Here is a 16805-nt window from a genome sequence, read left to right on the forward strand (position 1 = left end):
ACCGCGCTCAAAGGCCAACCACCCGCCAGCCGCGTCCCCAACCTCACAGGGCAATACACCTAGCCCTTGGTGGTGCACTTCGGCAGGTCGGCGGTGGCGCCGGAGCGGATGTCCTTGAGGGCGCCGAGCGCGTCGCCGATGGTGTCGACCTTGACGAGGGTGAGTCCCTCGGGGGTGTCCCTGGCGGCGGTGGCGCAGTTGTCCTTCGGCGTCAGGAAGTACGTGGCGCCCTTGTCGCGCGCGGCGACGGTCTTCATCTCGATGCCGCCGATGGGCCCGACCTTGCCCGTGTCGTCGATGGTGCCGGTGCCGGCCACGAACGTGCCGCCGGTGAGGGAGCCCGGGGTCAGCTTGTCGTAGATGCCGAGGGCGAACATCAGGCCGGCGCTGGGTCCGCCGACGTCGGCGAGCTTGATGTCGATGGTGAACGGGAAGGTGTGGTCCGTCCCGGCCGAGATCCCGACGATCGCGCGGTCCTCGCCGCCGTCCTCGGACTTCGTGGTGGTGATCGTGACGGTCTGCTCCTCGGTCGCCGTCCGGTTCTGCTTCTCGGCTGCGGCCTGGGCCTTGGCCGGGGTGATCGTGAAGCTGACCTTCTCGCCGGGCTTGTGCTTGGTGACCAGCTTCGCGACGTCCTCGGGTGCCTTGACGGCCGCACCGTCGACGGACTTGATCACATCGCCCGCGTGCAGCCTGCCCTCGGCCGGCGAGCCCTTGAGGACGGTGGAGACGATCACCCAGGACTTCACCGGGACGTCCAGCTCCTTCAGCGCCGCCACCTTGGCGCTCTCCTGGGACTGGCTGAACTCCTCCGCGTTCTCCTGGGTCGACTGCTCCTCGGTCTTGCCGTCGGGGTAAAGCGTGTCGTGCGGCACCACCTTGTTGTCGTGTGCCAGCCATCCGTACACGGCTTCGACGAGGTTCATTCTGTAGTCGGCGCTGGTGACCCGGACGGTGGTCATGTTGAGGTGCCCGGACGTCGGGTAGGTCTTGCGTCCCGCGATGTGCAGCACCGGCTCGCCGTCGTGCTCCCCGAGCGTGTTCACCGTCGGCCCCGGCGACATCTCCGCGTACGGCACGGGGATGAACACTCCCGCGCACAGGAGCGCGATCAGCATCAGGGTGGAGGCGAGCATCGTCGCGGTGCGGCGTGGCATGGAACGACAGTACGGGACGGGCCCGTCAGGGCACTGTCGGGGCCGCCCGTACGGGGGCCACCGCGGGGTCTCAGCCGCGCGAGTGGGACTTCTCCATGGCCTCGCGGAAGCGGGTGTAGCCCGCGAGCTCGGTGCCGTCCTCGACGCCCTTGCGGCTACGGCTCGCCCAACCGCCCCACAGCCCGGCACCGACAGCGGCGACAAGCGGAATCAGCAACCAGACGAGCGCCGTCATGCCGACCTCCCAACCCCATGAGCGACCGCAACTGACTGATCAGCAGATTAACCATCTGCTCCGTCAACGCTCACGCCAGGGGTGGGGTTACGCAACCGGAGACGGAGCGAGCTGCGGCGCTACGCGCCGACCCATTCCTCGGTACCGTCGGAGAACCTCTGGTGCTTCCAGATGGGAACCTCGTGCTTCAGGTCGTCGATCAGCTTGCGACAGGCCTCGAAGGCCTCACCGCGATGCGGGCAGGACACGGCCACGACGACAGCGAGGTCTCCGACCTTGAGATCCCCCACCCGGTGGACAGCGGCAAGGGCCCGGACCGGGAAATCGGCGACGACCTTCTCGACGATCCGCCGCATCTCCGCCTCGGCACTGGGGTGGCATGAATAGCCCAGCTCAGCGACGTCGGCACCCCCGTCGTGGTTGCGCACGGTGCCGACGAACAGCGCCGTCCCGCCTGCCGCCTCGTCCCCGACGGCCCGGAGCACCTCGTCCACGGAGAGCGGCTTGTCCCGTATGCCGATCAGCTTGATCGGTTCCTGTGCCGCCTGTTCACCGGGGTGACCGTTGTTGAGTGCCATGCCCTCCATCGTGCCCCACCCCACTGACAACACCCCTCACCACTACAACCGGGAACAGACACTTACAACCGGGAACAGACACTCCTGCAGCCGGGAACAGCGCTCCCGGCGATCAGGCCCTGCGCCGTGCCTTCCGGGCCCGTCGTACCAGCGCGGCCGTGCCCAGCAGCGCGACCGTCGCGCCCGCGGCGCCCGCCGCCGTCGCGTCCTTGCGGCCCAGCCGGCGCCCGGCCACGGTGTGCCGCCCGGAGACCTCCTCCAGAAGTTCGGCGAGGACCTCCTCGTTCGTCCACTGGGGCCGCCAGCCGGCGTCGTGGAGGCGGCTGCCGCTGACCACCCAGGGGTACATCGTGTACGCCAGGTCACCGGCCGGGGACGGGGTGAGCCCGATGCGGTGCAGCCGGGCCGCCGCGCCCAGCGCCACCGCGGACGGCAGCTCCATCCGGCGGATCCCGCTGAGCTCCTCGACCTCCTCCTGCTCCAGCCACCCGTCGCACCCGACGGCCAGCTCGCCCTCGGCCTTCTCCAGGACGGCGTACTCCAGAGCACCACACAGGTCCTCGACGTGACAGAACTGCCAGGCGGGTCGCGACCCGGCCACCACGAGCAGCCGGGGTGACTCGAAGTACCTGGTCAGCGCCGTGTCGGTGCCTCCGACGAGCACGGCGGGGCGCACGACGGTGACATTGAGGCCCGGATGGGCGCGCGGTGCCCGGCGCGCGAGCCGCTCGATCTCCAGCAGGTCCCCGACGCCGGTCGCCTCGGCGGTCGCGCGCAACTCGGCGTCCTCGGAGAGCGGCAGCTCGTTGTCCGGCAGCGCCCCGTACACCATCGCTGACGTGCACAGGACGACCCGGTGGACCCCGGCCGCGGCCGCCGCCGTCAGCACGGTCTGCGTTCCCCGGACGTTGTAGGCGGTCCGTGCCGCCGCGTCGGTGCCCAGGTCGAGGTCGACCGCGAGGTGTACTACGGCGTCGGCCCCGCGCAGCTTGTCCGCGATCGCCGGGTCCCGTACGTCCAGGATGTGCCACTGGGCCGCCGCGCACTCACCGCGCCGCTCGTCGATGGCGATGACCTGCTTGATCTCGTCGGACGCGGCGAGCCGCTCGGTGAGCAGCGCGCCGATACCGGACGCGGCTCCGGTGACCGCGACGACTGGCCCGCGCACGGCCGGGCTGGTTGAGTGGTTTCGCGTTGCGCGAACCTGCGGATCTGGGGAACTCACCGGGCGTCTCCAGCGGTTGTCTTCAGTACGCAAGCGTGTGACGCGTACGTACCAGGTGGCATCCATCCTGCCGCAGCCCAGCAGCCGGCGAAGCATCGAGGCCCGAACCGGCCTGTGGTGTCTACGCTGGGTGTTGTCGGGCAGCCGTGCCGTCGGAGAGAACCGGCGGCCTTACCAGCCGAGGAATCCCGTGAGTGACACCCCATTCGGATTCGGCCTTCCGCCGGAGGAGCCGGAGAACGGCGACGAGGGCAAGAAGAAGGACCAGCAGAGCGGTGGTGGTCAGGGACCGGCCAACCCGTTCGGTTTCGGGCTGCCCGGTGCCGGAGGACCTGGCGCCGACAATCCGCTCGCCGCGATGTTCGGTTCCATGAACCCCACCGACCTGGGCGCCGCCTTCCAGCAGCTGGGCCAGATGCTCTCGTACGAGGGCGGCCCGGTGAACTGGGACATGGCCAAGCAGATCGCCCGCCAGACGGTCTCCCAGGGCACCGCCGGCGGTGTGAAGGACTCCAGCGTGGGCCCGGCCGAGCGCTCCGCGGTCGAGGAGGCCGTGCGCCTGGCCGACCTGTGGCTGGACGACGCGACGTCCCTGCCGTCGGGTGCGGGCTCCGCCCTGGCGTGGAGCCGCGCGGAGTGGGTCGAGGCGACCCTGCCGGTGTGGCAGGAGCTCGTCGACCCGGTCGCCGAGCGTGTCGGCGCGGCCATGGGCGACGTCCTGCCCGAGGAGATGCAGGCCATGGCGGGCCCGCTCATCGGCATGATGCGTTCCATGGGCGGCGCCATGTTCGGTACGCAGATCGGGCAGGCCGTCGGCGTGCTCGCGGGCGAGGTCGTCGGCTCCACCGACATCGGCCTGCCGCTCGGGCCCTCCGGCCGGGCCGCGCTGCTGCCGGTGAATGTGGAGGCGTTCGGCAAGGACCTGGGCGTGCCGAGGGACGAGGTGCGGCTCTATCTGGCCCTGCGCGAGGCCGCCCACCAGCGCCTCTTCGCGCACGTGCCGTGGCTGCGCTCGCACCTGTTCGGCGCGGTCGAGGGCTACGCGCGCGGCATCAAGGTCGACACCGCCAAGCTGGAGGACGTGGTCGGCCAGTTCGACCCGCAGAACCCGGAAGAGCTCCAGCAGGCACTCCAGCAGGGCATGTTCCAGCCCGAGGACACCCCGGAGCAGAAGGCGGCCCTGGCCCGGCTGGAGACCGCTCTGGCCCTCGTCGAGGGCTGGGTGGACGCGGTCGTCCACGCCGCCGCGAAGCCTCGTCTGTCGTCCGCGGACGCGCTCCGTGAGACGCTGCGCCGCCGCCGTGCCACGGGCGGCCCGGCCGAGCAGACGTTCGCCACGCTGATCGGTCTGGAGCTGCGCCCGCGCCGGCTGCGTGACGCCTCCCGCCTGTGGGCCTCACTCACGGACGCGCGCGGTGTCGACGGCCGGGACGCCCTGTGGGCCCACCCGGACATGCTCCCCACCGCGTCCGACCTGGACGACCCGGACGGCTTCGTGCACCGCGAGCAGCTGGACTTCTCCGAACTGGACAAGATGCTCGGCGAGGCGGCGGACGGCGGTCGCTCCGAACAGCCGAACCTGAAGAAGGATCAGGACGGCCAGGAGGGCCACGAGAAGGACCAGGACGGCAAGGGCGACGGCACCGAGTGAGCCTCTACGACGACGCGGTCCTCGTCCTGAAGGGATACGAGGGCCAGGAAGAGCTGCGCCAGGCGTATCTCGACCACTTGGAGGCGCACCCGGACGGCATGTGGAAGTCGTGCCACGCCGGGCACATCACCGCGAGCGCCCTCGTGGTCGACCCCGAGGAGGGCCGGGTTCTCCTCACGCTCCACAAGAAGCTGCGGATGTGGCTCCAGGTGGGGGGCCACTGCGAGCCCGAGGACCGCACGCTGGCCGCGGCCGCCCTGCGCGAGGCGTCGGAGGAGTCGGGCGTCGCGGGCCTGACGCTCCTCCCGGGCGGGCCGGTGCGTCTCGACCGGCATCCGATTCCGCCGCCGTGCCACCGCCACTTCGACGTCCAGTACGCGGTCGTGGCACCCGCGGGCGCGGTGCACGAGATCAGCGACGAGTCGCTCGACCTGCGCTGGTTCGCCTACGACGAGGTGGCGGGCGTGGCCGACAAGTCGGTCGTCCGGCTGCTGGAGGCGACGCGGGCCCGGCTCTGAAGCAGCCCAGTAAGGGGTGATCACCTGGGCGGGCACCCCTTACCAACTGCTCGCGCGAGCTCAGCTCCAGACGTTGCCCTGGTTCTGTCCCCGCGCACCCTGCTGGCCCATGCCGTACTGGGCGGCCAGGCCCGAGCCGATCTGGGCGTTCTGCGGCGGGAGCAGCTCGCTGGGCTGGACGAGGATGAAGCCCTGGCCCATGAAGCTGAGCTCCCAGCCCTCACCCGTGTTGCCGCGGCGCCGCCACACTCCGGAGGAATGCGTCTGTGCCTGCATCTGGACGCGCAGCGATGTGGACCAGGCCACGATGGCGTCGGCGTCGCAGTTGACGTACCGGTCCGATGTGACCTGCATCATCAGGGGCATGCCCGAGGTCATCAGGGCGACCTGGCCGCGGCCGGTGATGTTGAGCTGGTATTTCCCGGAGCCGGAGATGCCGTAGAGGCTGTCCACGGCGATCACCTCATGGTGCAGCGAGGAGTCCATGGCCAGGACGTAGCTGCTGTCGACGGTCAGGCCGTCCTGCTCGACGTCCATCATGTGCACGTGCTGGGCGAGGTTGGCGAAGTAGACCGTGCCCTGTCCGTGGCAGCGCATGAGGTCGAGGCCCTCGCCGGTGTGTGCCCGCGAGCGCCGCTGGTTGTTGTTCTGGTACTCGGCGTCGAACTCGACCAGCCCCTGGTAGGCGACCATCGTGCCCTTGCGCGCGAGGACGTCGTCGTGGCCGTTCAGGGCGACGCGCAGCATCTGCTGGTTCTGCAGGCTCCAGCGCTCCTGGGTCTGCTGCTCGTTGTAGCCGAAAATCGGGCTCTGCATGCTGTGTCGCTCCCCCTCAGCCCCGGACTCGGAGGCGGTCGGTACTGTCCTCGCTGGGCTGGACGACGACAAGGCCCTGCCCCGAGAACGCCATCTGGTAGGCCTCACCGCTGCCGCGGCCGATCAGCGACTGCGCCTTGAAGCTGCGCTTGCCCTTCACCTTGAGGTTCGGGGACCAGGCGACGAGTGCGTCCGGGTCGACGTACGTCTCGTCCTCACCGCCGCCGCAGTCGACGACGATCGGCTTGCCCCGGGAGGTCAGCGCGACCCAGCCCTGTCCGGAGATCCTGGTGTTCCACAGGCCCTGCCCGGCGAACTTGGCGAGTCCCTTGACCCGTTCGACGCCCCAGGTGAGGTGCGCGTCGAAGGCGAGCAGGTTTGTGGCGTTGACGGAGATCCCGTCTCCGTCAAGGTTGATCACGACGACGTTCGCCCCGTAGTCGGCGAGGTACAGCAGACCGTCACCGGAGCACTTCATCAGGGGCGCGCCCTCGCCGGTGAGCCAGTCCTTCGCGATCTGGCGCACGGCGGGCGGGTTGGGCTCGTACTGGACGAACCCTTCGTAGGCGACCATCGAGCCCACGCGCGCGAGGAGGTCGTTTCCGGTCTGCAGGGCGACCTTGAGCATGTGGTCGCCGTGGTTCTCCATGCGGGCGGTCACCGGAGCGGGTGCGAAGCCCGCGAGCGGCTGGTTCATGACGGGCTCCCTCAGACCTCGTACGGCTGGACGACGATGAAATTGCCGGGCGCGCCGCGGAACTGGAGGTTCACGCTCTCGCCGGTGTCCCCGGCGTAGGCGTTGCGGCGCATCCGCACCTGGCTGGAGACGACCACCTGGGCGGCCGCGGACCAGGCGACCACGGCGTTGCAGTCGGCGAACGTGGTCGGCGTCACGGGCAGGACGACGGGGGCGCCGTGCGTCTTGACGATGATCGTGCCGGTGCCCTGGAACTGCATCGTGTACAGGGCGCCTCCGGGGATGCCGTGTCCCTCGATCCTGCGCACCTCGTAGTGGAGGGTCTCATCGAAGGCGAGGACGTTCTCCGCGGACACGCAGATCGCGTCGCCCTGGAGTTCGATGGGGTGCAGCATCGTGGCCTCCTCGGCGAGGAACACCTGTCCCTTGCCGGAACAACGCATCAGCTGCATCTCCTGGCCCGTCGCGTTGCCCACGATCCGGCCCGCGAAGCCCGCGCCCTTGTAGCTGAAGTCGACCTTGCCCTGGTAGAGGACCATGCTGCCCTGACGGGCGAGCACGGGCTGGTCGCCGCCGACACCGAGGTCGACCCTGACGAGCTTCTTGTTCTGCTGGGTCCAGCGCTGCCCGGTGGGCGCCTCTTTGAACTTCTGGAGAGCGGCGGTGACCCCGGCACCGCCCTGCGGTGCGCCCTGGGGAACGCCGTACTGCGACGGGGCCCCAGGGGCACCGGACGGCCCCGGGACCTGGCCGTAGGGCGGCTGCTGGCCGTAGCCGGGGGGCGCGGCCGGGGGCTGCTGGCCGTAGCCCGGAGGCGGTGCGGGTGCCTGAGGGGCCTGAGGGGCGTGGGGTTGGGCGTAGCCGGGCGGCAGTGGTGCACTCGGGGCGGCAGGTTGCTGGGCATGGCCGGGTGGGCCGGGCTGGGCGTACCCGGGTGGAGGCGGAGGCTGAGCGGGGCTGCCCGGAGGGGTGTTCACGGGCGCGATGATGGTGGGCTGCGCGTGCACCGCGGGCGCGGGCGCCGGGGCGGGGGCCGGCGGCGGCGTGAAGCCCTGTGCGGGCTGGGACGCGGGGGCAGGTGCCGGGGCGGGCACCGACGCGTCGGGCGCGGGGGGTGCGAACACGGGCGGCGCGGCGGCCTGGGCCGGCGGGGCGAAGCCCGGTGCGGCGCCGGACTGCGGCTGCTGCGGGGCGGCGGGCTCCTCCTCGGCGACCTCACCGCCGAAGTTCCTCAGCAGCGCGTCCAGGCCGCCGTCGAAGCCCTGCCCGACAGCGGCGAAGCGCCAGACGTCCTTCAGGTAGAAGTCGCCGAGCATCACGGCGCGTTCGGTGGAGAACTCGGCACCGTTGAACGAGTACCGGGCCACCTCCTCGCCGCCCGCGACGATGCGGATGTAGCCGGGGACGATCTGCGACATCTGCCCGGCGCCGTCGATGGTCGCCGTGAACGACAGCTTCTGGATCTGCTGCGGGATCTTGTCGAGCGTGACGCGGAAGGACTCCGTGTCCCCCGCCTGGGACCCGAGGAGCTGGATGGCCTCCTCCGGGGACTTCGGCTGGTTGAAGAAAACGAAGTACCGGTCGTCCGAAAGCCGTTCGTCGGCGTCCAGTCCGAAGCAGCTGATGTCGAAGGTCAGTCCGGGGGCCGAGATCTGTACCCCCACGTACAGATCCGTTCCCGCCGTGAGGTCACTGATCCTGGCCTTGTGGCCGCGTTGGAATTCCCTGGCCATGCGTAACGACCGTCCCCCATCCCGATGGTGAGTGCGTCGCGCCAGGCTAACGGCAAAATCCGGCGGTGGACGAAGCCGGTACAGACCCGGTACACAACGCCCGCTTCCGGGCCGCTTACGGCCCGTTTCCGGCGCGGGCACGCGTGCGCGTGGTGGCCCGTTCTCGTCAGTCGGTCACTCGTCGCGCCCGGCGGGCAGATGCGGCAGCCGGTCGGCGGCGACCACTCCTTCAAGGTAGCCGCGGGCGCGCTCCGTCCGCGGATAGGACTCCAGCAACCGCCAGAAGCGGGGGCCGTGGCCGGGCACGAGCAGATGCGCGAGTTCGTGGACGAGGACGTAGTCGATGACGTACTCGGGCATGCCCTGCAACCGGTGCGAAAGACGGATACTGCCCTCGGAGGGCGTGCACGAGCCCCAGCGCGTGTTCTGATTGGTGACCCAGCGGACCGATACGGGCCGGGCGCGGCCGTCGAAGTACTGGAGCGACAGGCGCTCGGCACGCTCGGCCAACTCGGTGTCCCCGATGAGCCGCCTGTTCTCCTGCGCGGCGAGCTTGTCGAGCATGACGGTCACCCAACGCTGCTCCTCCGCCTCGGACATGCGGGCGGGGATGAGCACGATGGTGCGATCGCCCTCGCGGTACGCGGACACTGTTCTGCGCCGACGCGCACTCCTGCGGACCTCGATCGCGCTCGCCCCCGAGCCGCTTGGCGGCTGGCTCGTCGTGCTGCGCTCTGGCTTTCCGGCACGGTGCAGTGGGTCGGCGGGCACGCCCCGACGTTACCCGCTGCACACGCGGGAAGTCCCGACTCCGGAACGCTTCGATACCGATCCGCGCTCCCAGCACCGGATTTATACGACTAACTGGATTTGTACGACTATTACGGCGGCCTGTGGACAACTCCCGGCGCCCGGCCGCGGCACCCCGGCATCCTGGCATTCGCCGGCGGACCGGACCCGACGCCACGACCGCGGCCGGGGCGTCCGCACTCCGTCGGCACACGGGGACGTACTACGGCTACGGGGGCCGATCATGCATCCGATGGTGAAGCCCGCGCTGCGGCGCGGCTGGCGGGACCTCAACACCGTGCAGTTCGGGATGGCACCCGCGCACGCGCTGGTGCTGGGACCGATGGACACGGCGACGGGCAGTTTCCTCGCCCTGCTGGACGGGACGCGCGGCCTGCCGCTCCTGCGCGACGAAGGACGCCGGATGGGTTTGCCCGACGGTCATGTCGACGGGCTGGTGGACCGGCTCGCGCAGTCAGGTCTGCTGGACGACGCGACGGGAGGCGGCCCGGCCGCGGACACCCTGCGGCAGAAGGCCGGGCTCGTGGACCGCCTGCGCCCCGACCTCGCGGCGCTGTCCCTCGTCTCCCCCGAGCCGGGCGGCGCGATGGGCCGCCTGGCCGCCCGCCGCTCGCTGCGGGTGCAGGTGCGCGGCGCCGGCCGGGTGGGCGTGACCCTGGCCACGCTCCTGGCGGGCGCGGGCGTGGGCGGCGTCGACGTACGCGACGTCGGGCGGGTCGAGCCGTGGGACGTGACACCGGGCGGACTGCCGGCCGATGCGATCGGCGAGCGCAGGGAGGAGGCGGCGCGCCGGGCGGTACGAAGGGCGGCGCCTGCTCGTCCCCCACGGGCAGCCCCCTCAGGAGAGGATCCCGGTTTCTCGCTGGTGATCCTCGCCCCGCGGAGTGGGGTCGATGTCCACGCACCCGACCCGGTCGCCGCCGAACCGCTCATCGCCTCGGGAACACCGCACCTCTATGCGGGAGTCGTCGAGGGAACGGGCGTGGTCGGCCCCCTGGTCCTGCCCGGCGAGGCGGGCTGCGCGGGCTGCCTGGAACAGGGGCGCGCCGACCGGGACGCGTGCTGGCCCCGTCTGGTCGCACAATGGCGCTCCGGCAGACAGCGCCAGGTGGAGGCCTGCGACCTGGCCCTGGCCTCGGCGGTGGCCGCACTGGCCGCAGGGCACACGCTCGCCTTCCTGGACGGTCAGGTACCGTCCAGCGCGGGGGCGCGCTGGGAGGTGTCCTCCCCGGGATTCGACTGGCACTCCAGGCCGGTGTGGGCACATCCCGCATGCCCGTGCGCGGCCACGGAGAAAGGTAATGGAGAACACACCTCGGAGAACGGGGAGCCACACGAGACAATGGCGGGGCAACAGCGGTCAACGAGCTTGTCCCGCACAGCACACACAGCACGGCGGTCTGGGACCTGGAGGGCGCATGTCTGATCTTCCCCGGAAGGCGGTCACTCGTACCGCCAAGCTCGCCGCGCTCCCGCTCGGCTTCGCCGGGCGGGCCACCTGGGGGCTCGGCAAAAGGATCGGCGGGAAGTCGGCGGAGATCGTGGGCCGTGAGCTGCAACAGCGCACGGCGGAGCAACTGTTCAAGGTGCTCGGCGAGCTCAAGGGCGGCGCGATGAAGTTCGGGCAGGCTCTGTCCGTCTTCGAGTCGGCGCTGCCGGAGGAGATCGCGGGGCCGTACCGCGCGGCCCTGACCAAGCTCCAGGAAGCGGCACCCCCGATGCCCACACACACGGTGCACGCGGTACTGGCGGAGCGGCTCGGCGAGGACTGGCAGGAGCTGTTCCTGGAGTTCGAGGACAAGCCGGCCGCCGCGGCCTCGATCGGCCAGGTGCACCACGCGACCTGGCACGACGGCCGTGAGGTCGCGGTCAAGGTGCAGTATCCCGGCGCGGGCGAGGCCCTCCTGTCCGATCTGAACCAGCTCAGCCGCTTTGCTCGCCTTTTGGGCCCTTTGGTGCCGGGGATGGACGTCAAGCCGCTGATCGCGGAGCTGCGCGACCGCGTGTCCGAGGAGCTCGACTACGGCTTGGAGGCTCAGGCTCAGGAGGCGCATGCGGCGGAGTTCGCGGACGACCCGGACGTCCTGGTTCCGGCCGTCGTCCACCAGTCCGAGCAGGTGCTGGTGACCGAGTGGATCGACGGCACGCCGCTGTCGGATGTGATAGCGGACGGCACCCAGGAGCAGCGCGACCGTGCCGGTCAGCTGCTCGCCCGGTTCCTCTTCTCAGGCCCTGCTCGCACCGGCCTCCTGCACGCGGACCCGCACCCGGGCAACTTCCGCCTCGTGCCCGACGAGAAGAGCGGCTGGCGCCTGGGGGTTCTCGACTTCGGCACGGTGGACCGCCTCCCGGACGGCCTGCCCGCACCGATCGGGAACTCCCTGCGGATGACGCTCGACGGCCAGGCCGAGGCGGTGTACGAGCTGCTGTGCGCGGAGGGCTTCGTCAAGGAGTCCGTGGAGCTGGATCCCGACGCCGTTCTCGACTATCTGCTGCCGATCATCGAACCGGCCCAGGCTGACGAGTTCACCTTCACCCGGGGCTGGATGCGCACGCAGGCGGCCCGTATAGCCGACCCGCGCTCCCCTGCCCACCAACTCGGCAAGCAGCTCAATCTGCCCCCGGCGTATCTGCTCATCCACCGGGTGACGCTGAGCACGATCGGGGTGCTGTGCCAACTGGGAGCCACCGTCCGCCTGCGGGACGAGCTGGAGGAGTGGCTGCCGGGGTTCGTGCCGGAGGAGCCGCGGGCCGCGGAGGCGTGATCACCGGGGCGTGATCACTGGGGCTGATCACTGGGCGCTGCGGCGCGAGACCGCAGTGCACCGCAGGGGTGAACCGTGGTGCGACGCCGGGCACTTCCCGGGCTCGACGACGCCGACGAGTTGGTGCCGACCGCCGCGCGTTCCTGCCGGCCACCGCGCGTTCCTGCCGGCCACCGCGCGTTCCTGGAGTGATCAACTGCCTCACCACCAGGCCGAGTCCAGGCGTCTCTCGATGGCTCTGAGGTTCGCGCGGCCACAGTTGCGACAGAAGTAGTGCCGGATGCCGTTCTCCACGGAGCATGTCCAGGCGGGCTGAGGGCCTTCGGCGGGGTGCCGCACTGGGCGCAGACGAGGTAGGGCGCTTCCGTGGCCTCGGGCCACGGAGCGGAGCGGCTGTTGTCGCTGTCCCCGGTATGAGTCGTCACTCGGCGACGATGTCGCCGCATCCGGCGGTTCGATGGGCGCAGCGCACAGCGGGGGCCGGTCCGTTAGGACCGGCCCCCGATCAGCTACTGCTTCTGGTCGGCGCCTGTGTGTCTGGCGTCGGCTACTGCATCACGGCCATGGCGAGCGCTCGACGAGCCCGCATCGAGGCGCGCTCGGCGCGGCGCTGCATCCGCCGGGCCATCGCCAGGCGCATGGCCCGGCGCTCCTGCTCTGCCTCCCGCAGTCGGTCGTGCATATGCGCACGGGCCAGGGCTTCTGGGATGAGTTGCATCTCTCGGGTCCTGTTCTGACGCGAGCCGGTCGCACCGGCGGTGGTGAAGTCTGGAATCGCGGAGCCCGCGGGCTCATGGGTGGACGGCTTCATCGGGGCCTGCTTCTTGGGGTCGTGCGTGAGGGGGCGGTCGATCGTTCCTAGCGTGTTCATGCTGTGACCGGGTTCTTGCGCGGGCGGCCACGCGGCCGCTTGCGGGCCACCACGACACCCTGGACGAACAGCTCGCCGCCCCAGACGCCCCAGGGCTCACGCCGCTCTTTCGCACCGGCGAGGCAGGCCTCGATCAGCGGGCAGGTGCGGCAGAGGGACTTGGCGTACTCGACGTCCGCCGGCGACTCGGCGAAGAAGACCTCCGGGTCGTAGGAGCGGCAGGGGACGGGTACGCCGAGGTTCTCGATGGCGTCGTCGAGCGCGGTGAGCGCGGTGAGCGGGGTCAAGGTGGAGTCCTCCGTGAGGCCGGGCGGGGGGATCGTGTCGGAAGGCGGTACGGACGGGGCGTGCGCTTCGAGTTGCACGGTTCGTCTTCCTCGTCTGGTCGTTCCGGCCGGTTGGCCGGGTGGCGGCTGGTACCGGGTTCTTTTCTTGTCCCGAGGCCCCTTCGCTCTGTCGTCCCCGGTGAGGGGCAAACAGAAGGGCCGCGGATCCCGGATGGGGTTCCGCGGCCCTGAAGGCGCCGGCCTGATCGGCGATCAGGCTGGATCACTCCAGGGATCTGGCCCACGGAAGGCCCACATCGTGTGGTGCTGCGTCGTCTGCTTCAGGGATCCGGCACCGGCGGCGGCCGCAAAGGCATAGGCCTGCGCCTGTGCCACTACTGCTGCTTCCAGTGCCTTCGTCGGTCGCTCATTGCGCTCGCGGACGGGAAGACCCGCGAGAGACACGGAGGACGCCGGACGGACGGCACGGATGCCGGACAGACCGGTGCCCCGGTTCGAGACGCCGAGCATGCACAGGGAGACGGCCGAGCGATCGGTCAGTTTGACGGTGCTGACGGTGTTGGTGTTGATGCTGATCACTGGACTCGCCTCCTCTCGGCGTCTAGGGGGATCGGGTGAGCCGATCCAACGGTTATTAAGTACAGCACGGAACCGGCGCCTGGGAGAAGGCCGCCGTTCCCGTGCCTAAGAACCTATGGGGATTGCTGGCGCATGCGCAAACTATTTTTTCGACGAGTTGGCATCAGTCGCCCTCATCGCCTACCACAACATCCTGACCTGCGCAGATGGTCAGGACCTCGGCCCCGTAGCGCTGCAGTTTACGCGCGATGACTCCCGGGATGCGCGCGAGTTCAGCCGGAGTGGTCGGTACCGCTTCGGTGATGGCCATCAGGGTCCTGTCGGTGAAGACACAGAAGTCCGGCTGGCCACTGCTCCGGGCCTGTGCCGCCCGCCACTCGCGCAACCGCTCGTAGAGGGCCTCGTCCATGTCGGACGGGCAGTCCTCACAGCGCATCAGTTTCATCTCGCCGGCATCCCTCAAGGTGCGGCCGCAGACGCGGCAACGGGCCGGGGTCCGGCTGGTGGGGCGCGGGGCCACAGCGGCCGTGATGCCCGGGAAACCGCGCTCGATGCCACCGGTGCTCCCCGCACCGCCCCTGCCCGCCGTGGCGGCGGATCCTGGACGCAGGCCGTCGAGGAAGCGGCTGGGGCGGCGGTTCGGGCGCCCGCCAGGCGAGCGGGACAGGGCCCAGGAGACATGCAGGCGTTCCCGCGCGCGTGTGACGCCGACGTAGAGCAGGCGCCTCTCCTCCTCGACCTGCTCGTCGGTCTTGGCGTAGGTGATCGGCATCATGCCCTCGGCGACTCCGACCAGGAAGACGACGTCCCACTCCAGGCCCTTGGCGGAGTGCAGTGAGGCGAGGGTGACGCCCTGCACAGTGGGTGCGTGCTGGGCGTTCGCACGCTCGTCGAGCTCCGTGACAAGGTCACCGAGGGTGGCGTCGGGCTTGGCCGCGGCGAAGTCCTGTGCGAGGTTCACCAGCGCGGCCAGCGATTCCCATCGCTCTCTGACGGCGCCGGAGCCCGCCGGGGGCTTGCTGGTCCACCCCTCCCCCGACAGTACGGCCCGCACCTGTGAGGGGAGGTCGACGGTGTCGGCGAGGAGGGAGTCGTTGGCGCCGAAGCGGGCCGCTCCGCGCAGGGCGACACCCGCCTTGCGCACCTCGGGGCGGTCGAAGAACCGCTCGGCGCCCCGGAGTTGGTAGGGCACCCCGACGTCGGCGAGGGCCTGTTCGTAGGTCTCCGACTGGGCGTTCGTACGGAACAGGACGGCGATCTCGCTCGCGGGGACGCCCGAGGCGATGAGGTCACGGATACGGCGGGCGGCGCCCTCGGCCTCGGCGGGCTCGTCCGCGTACTCGGTGTAGACGGGCTCGGGGCCCGGGTCACGCTGAGAGATCAGCTCCAGGCGGTGCTCGGCGGCGCGGCCCCGGGCCTGGGCGAGCAGGCCGTTGGCAAGGTGGACGACCTGGGGTGTGGAGCGGTAGTCGCGGACCAGCTTGACGACCGTGGCTCCGGGATGACGGATACGGAAGTCGAGCAGATGATCCGGGGTTGCACCCGTGAACGAGTAGATCGTCTGGCTGGCGTCGCCGACGACGCACAGGTCGTCCCGCTCGCCGAGCCACAGTTCCAGCAGGCGCTGCTGGAGCGGGCTGACGTCCTGGTACTCGTCGACCACGAAGTGCTGGTACTGGCGGCGGACCTGCTCCGCGATATCGTGCCGGTCCTGCAGGATGCCCACCGTGAGCAGCAGGACGTCCTCGAAGTCGATGACGGCACGGTCACGCTTGAGATCCTCGTAGGCCGCGTAGAGCTGGGCGATCTCGGCGGGGTCCCGGGGGGTCTCGCGGCCGTGCTTGTCCGCCACGGCGGCGTAGTCGGCGGGGACGGTCCGGGTGACCTTGGACCACTCGATCTCGCCGGTGACGTCCCGCAGTTCGTTGCGATCGAGACGGATACGGCAGGCGGCCGCCGCGTCGGCGACGATCTGGATCTTGCGGTCGATGATCCTCGGCATGGAGCCGCCGACCGCCTTCGGCCAGAAGTACTGGAGTTGGCGGAGTGCTGCCGAGTGGAACGTACGGGCCTGGACGCCGGAGGCACCGAGCTGGCGCAGGCGGCCGCGCATCTCACCGGCAGCACGGTTGGTGAACGTGACGGCCAGCACACTGGAGGAGTGCAGAATTCCGGCGCGCACCCCATAGGCGATGCGGTGGGTGATCGCCCGTGTCTTGCCCGTGCCGGCCCCCGCCAGCACGCACACCGGACCGTGCAGGGCGGTCGCCACCTCGCGCTGCTCGGGGTCGAGCCCTTCGAGCACCGCGTCGGGGGTGTCCGGGACCTGTGGGAACAGGGTGGAGTGCGTTGCTGCTGTCACCCCGCCATGCTGCCAGGTCCCCGGTGACGGGTGCGCAAGTTGTCCACAGGCCTGGCCTTGCAGTCGTACTAATGCGGCAGGTGCCTCGGGATGTGACCTGCGTCCCCGTCCTGTGAGCACCGCGGACCCGCCTGCGCACGGGAATGGCGGACCGCACCCGTGCGTTCACCTCACAGCCACTGCACCCCGAGCCGTGAAGGAGCGCTAGAGACATGCTGGGCACTGTGACGATGTACAGCACCACGTGGTGCGGCTACTGCCGCCGGCTGAAGAGCCAGCTGGACCGCGAGGGCATCGCGTACACCGAGATCAACATCGAGCAGGACCCGGAGTCCGCGGCGTTCGTGGAGAAGGCGAACGGCGGCAACCAGACGGTTCCCACCGTTCGGGTGGTTCCGACCGCAGGTGGCACCGAGGTCGTGATGACCAACCCGAGCCTTGCCCAGGTGAAGCAGGCTCTCAGCGCCTGACGCTTGCTCCGCACGACCCCCGGCGGCCTCAGTGGCCGATCGGGGGTTTGT

At 70.3% G+C, this 16805-nt stretch carries 17 protein-coding genes; 5 read left to right on the plus strand and 12 right to left on the minus strand.

Annotated elements, in window-relative coordinates; translation table 11 throughout:
- Positions 1–59: 59 nt before the first annotated feature.
- The 4 genes from IE262_RS09980 to IE262_RS09995 all read right to left on the minus strand — a co-directional run bounded on the left by IE262_RS09980 (position 60) and on the right by IE262_RS09995 (position 3195).
- Entirely contained in the window at positions 60–1157 is a 1098-nt protein-coding gene (locus IE262_RS09980) for a YlbL family protein (RefSeq protein WP_189872948.1), read from the minus strand.
- 70 nt (positions 1158–1227) lie between these two features.
- The gene (locus tag IE262_RS09985; RefSeq protein WP_166681538.1) at positions 1228–1392 is read right to left on the minus strand and encodes a hypothetical protein; all 165 of its coding nucleotides are present in this window, start codon (positions 1390–1392) and stop codon (positions 1228–1230) included.
- Positions 1393–1511: 119 nt separating this feature from the next.
- Positions 1512–1970, minus strand: a complete 459-nt coding sequence (locus tag IE262_RS09990; RefSeq protein WP_189872950.1) for a molybdenum cofactor biosynthesis protein MoaE — start codon at positions 1968–1970, stop codon at positions 1512–1514.
- A gap of 112 nt (positions 1971–2082) precedes the next feature.
- Complete coding sequence (locus IE262_RS09995; RefSeq protein ID WP_134029522.1) at positions 2083–3195, minus strand: SDR family oxidoreductase; 1113 nt, start codon at positions 3193–3195, stop codon at positions 2083–2085.
- 190 nt (positions 3196–3385) lie between these two features.
- On the opposite strand from IE262_RS09995, the gene IE262_RS10000 reads away from it, so the two are divergent.
- Both IE262_RS10000 and IE262_RS10005 read left to right on the plus strand, forming a co-directional pair.
- The gene (locus tag IE262_RS10000) at positions 3386–4846 is read left to right on the plus strand and encodes a zinc-dependent metalloprotease (protein WP_189872952.1); all 1461 of its coding nucleotides are present in this window, start codon (positions 3386–3388) and stop codon (positions 4844–4846) included.
- Positions 4843–5364 (plus strand): NUDIX hydrolase, encoded by a 522-nt coding sequence (locus IE262_RS10005; RefSeq protein ID WP_189872954.1) that lies wholly within the window; start codon positions 4843–4845, stop codon positions 5362–5364. The genes IE262_RS10000 and IE262_RS10005 overlap by 4 nt, the downstream gene beginning before the upstream one ends.
- Before the next feature lie 60 nt (positions 5365–5424).
- Here the strand turns inward: IE262_RS10005 and IE262_RS10010 are convergent, their stop codons facing one another.
- From IE262_RS10010 to IE262_RS10025, 4 genes are all read right to left on the minus strand, one after another.
- Positions 5425–6180: an AIM24 family protein gene (locus IE262_RS10010; RefSeq protein WP_134029517.1), complete on the minus strand. Its 756-nt coding sequence runs from the start codon at positions 6178–6180 to the stop codon at positions 5425–5427.
- Between the two features lie 16 nt (positions 6181–6196).
- Complete coding sequence (locus tag IE262_RS10015) at positions 6197–6877, minus strand: AIM24 family protein (RefSeq protein ID WP_134029515.1); 681 nt, start codon at positions 6875–6877, stop codon at positions 6197–6199.
- An 11-nt stretch (positions 6878–6888) separates the two neighbouring features.
- Entirely contained in the window at positions 6889–8610 is a 1722-nt protein-coding gene (locus IE262_RS10020; RefSeq protein WP_134029513.1) for a TerD family protein, read from the minus strand.
- A gap of 174 nt (positions 8611–8784) precedes the next feature.
- Positions 8785–9381 (minus strand): M48 metallopeptidase family protein, encoded by a 597-nt coding sequence (locus IE262_RS10025; RefSeq protein ID WP_134029511.1) that lies wholly within the window; start codon positions 9379–9381, stop codon positions 8785–8787.
- Between the two features lie 262 nt (positions 9382–9643).
- Here IE262_RS10025 and IE262_RS10030 point away from each other — a divergent pair, with 262 nt between their 5' ends.
- Both IE262_RS10030 and IE262_RS10035 read left to right on the plus strand, forming a co-directional pair.
- Positions 9644–10846 (plus strand): ThiF family adenylyltransferase, encoded by a 1203-nt coding sequence (locus IE262_RS10030; protein ID WP_189872956.1) that lies wholly within the window; start codon positions 9644–9646, stop codon positions 10844–10846.
- Entirely contained in the window at positions 10839–12185 is a 1347-nt protein-coding gene (locus IE262_RS10035) for an ABC1 kinase family protein (protein ID WP_189872958.1), read from the plus strand. Before IE262_RS10030 ends, IE262_RS10035 begins: the two co-directional genes overlap by 8 nt.
- A 547-nt stretch (positions 12186–12732) precedes the next feature.
- On the opposite strand, the gene IE262_RS10040 is transcribed toward IE262_RS10035, so the two are convergent.
- The 4 genes from IE262_RS10040 to IE262_RS10055 form a co-directional block, all read right to left on the minus strand.
- Positions 12733–13056: a putative WhiB-interacting protein gene (locus IE262_RS10040; RefSeq protein WP_131569935.1), complete on the minus strand. Its 324-nt coding sequence runs from the start codon at positions 13054–13056 to the stop codon at positions 12733–12735.
- Positions 13053–13421, minus strand: coding sequence for a WhiB family transcriptional regulator (locus IE262_RS10045; RefSeq protein ID WP_134029505.1), 369 nt, complete (start codon positions 13419–13421; stop codon positions 13053–13055). The genes IE262_RS10040 and IE262_RS10045 overlap by 4 nt, the downstream gene beginning before the upstream one ends.
- Positions 13422–13595: 174 nt before the next feature.
- Complete coding sequence (locus IE262_RS10050; protein ID WP_134029503.1) at positions 13596–13922, minus strand: hypothetical protein; 327 nt, start codon at positions 13920–13922, stop codon at positions 13596–13598.
- A 163-nt stretch (positions 13923–14085) separates the two neighbouring features.
- Positions 14086–16284, minus strand: coding sequence for an ATP-dependent DNA helicase UvrD2 (locus IE262_RS10055; protein WP_229877196.1), 2199 nt, complete (start codon positions 16282–16284; stop codon positions 14086–14088).
- Positions 16285–16496: 212 nt separating this feature from the next.
- Between IE262_RS10055 and IE262_RS10060 the strand changes: the two genes are divergently transcribed.
- Entirely contained in the window at positions 16497–16754 is a 258-nt protein-coding gene (locus IE262_RS10060) for a mycoredoxin (protein WP_134029498.1), read from the plus strand.
- Positions 16755–16805 lie beyond the last annotated feature (51 nt).

It is taken from the genome of Streptomyces bluensis, assembly GCF_014650715.1.
GTDB classification, from domain to species: Bacteria; Actinomycetota; Actinomycetes; order Streptomycetales; family Streptomycetaceae; genus Streptomyces; species Streptomyces bluensis.

Bases quoted from the DNA above. Each gene is read 5' to 3' on its own strand.
- IE262_RS09980 (WP_189872948.1), bottom strand. From the start codon at position 1,157: ATGCCACGCCGCACCGCGACGATGCTCGCCTCCACCCTGATGCTGATC.
- IE262_RS09985 (WP_166681538.1), bottom strand. From the start codon at position 1,392: ATGACGGCGCTCGTCTGGTTGCTGATTCCGCTTGTCGCCGCTGTCGGT.
- IE262_RS09990 (WP_189872950.1), bottom strand. From the start codon at position 1,970: ATGGCACTCAACAACGGTCACCCCGGTGAACAGGCGGCACAGGAACCG.
- IE262_RS10010 (WP_134029517.1), bottom strand. From the start codon at position 6,180: ATGCAGAGCCCGATTTTCGGCTACAACGAGCAGCAGACCCAGGAGCGC.
- IE262_RS10015 (WP_134029515.1), bottom strand. From the start codon at position 6,877: ATGAACCAGCCGCTCGCGGGCTTCGCACCCGCTCCGGTGACCGCCCGC.
- IE262_RS10020 (WP_134029513.1), bottom strand. From the start codon at position 8,610: ATGGCCAGGGAATTCCAACGCGGCCACAAGGCCAGGATCAGTGACCTC.
- IE262_RS10030 (WP_189872956.1), top strand. From the start codon at position 9,644: ATGCATCCGATGGTGAAGCCCGCGCTGCGGCGCGGCTGGCGGGACCTC.
- IE262_RS10035 (WP_189872958.1), top strand. From the start codon at position 10,839: ATGTCTGATCTTCCCCGGAAGGCGGTCACTCGTACCGCCAAGCTCGCC.
- IE262_RS10040 (WP_131569935.1), bottom strand. From the start codon at position 13,056: ATGAACACGCTAGGAACGATCGACCGCCCCCTCACGCACGACCCCAAG.
- IE262_RS10060 (WP_134029498.1), top strand. From the start codon at position 16,497: ATGCTGGGCACTGTGACGATGTACAGCACCACGTGGTGCGGCTACTGC.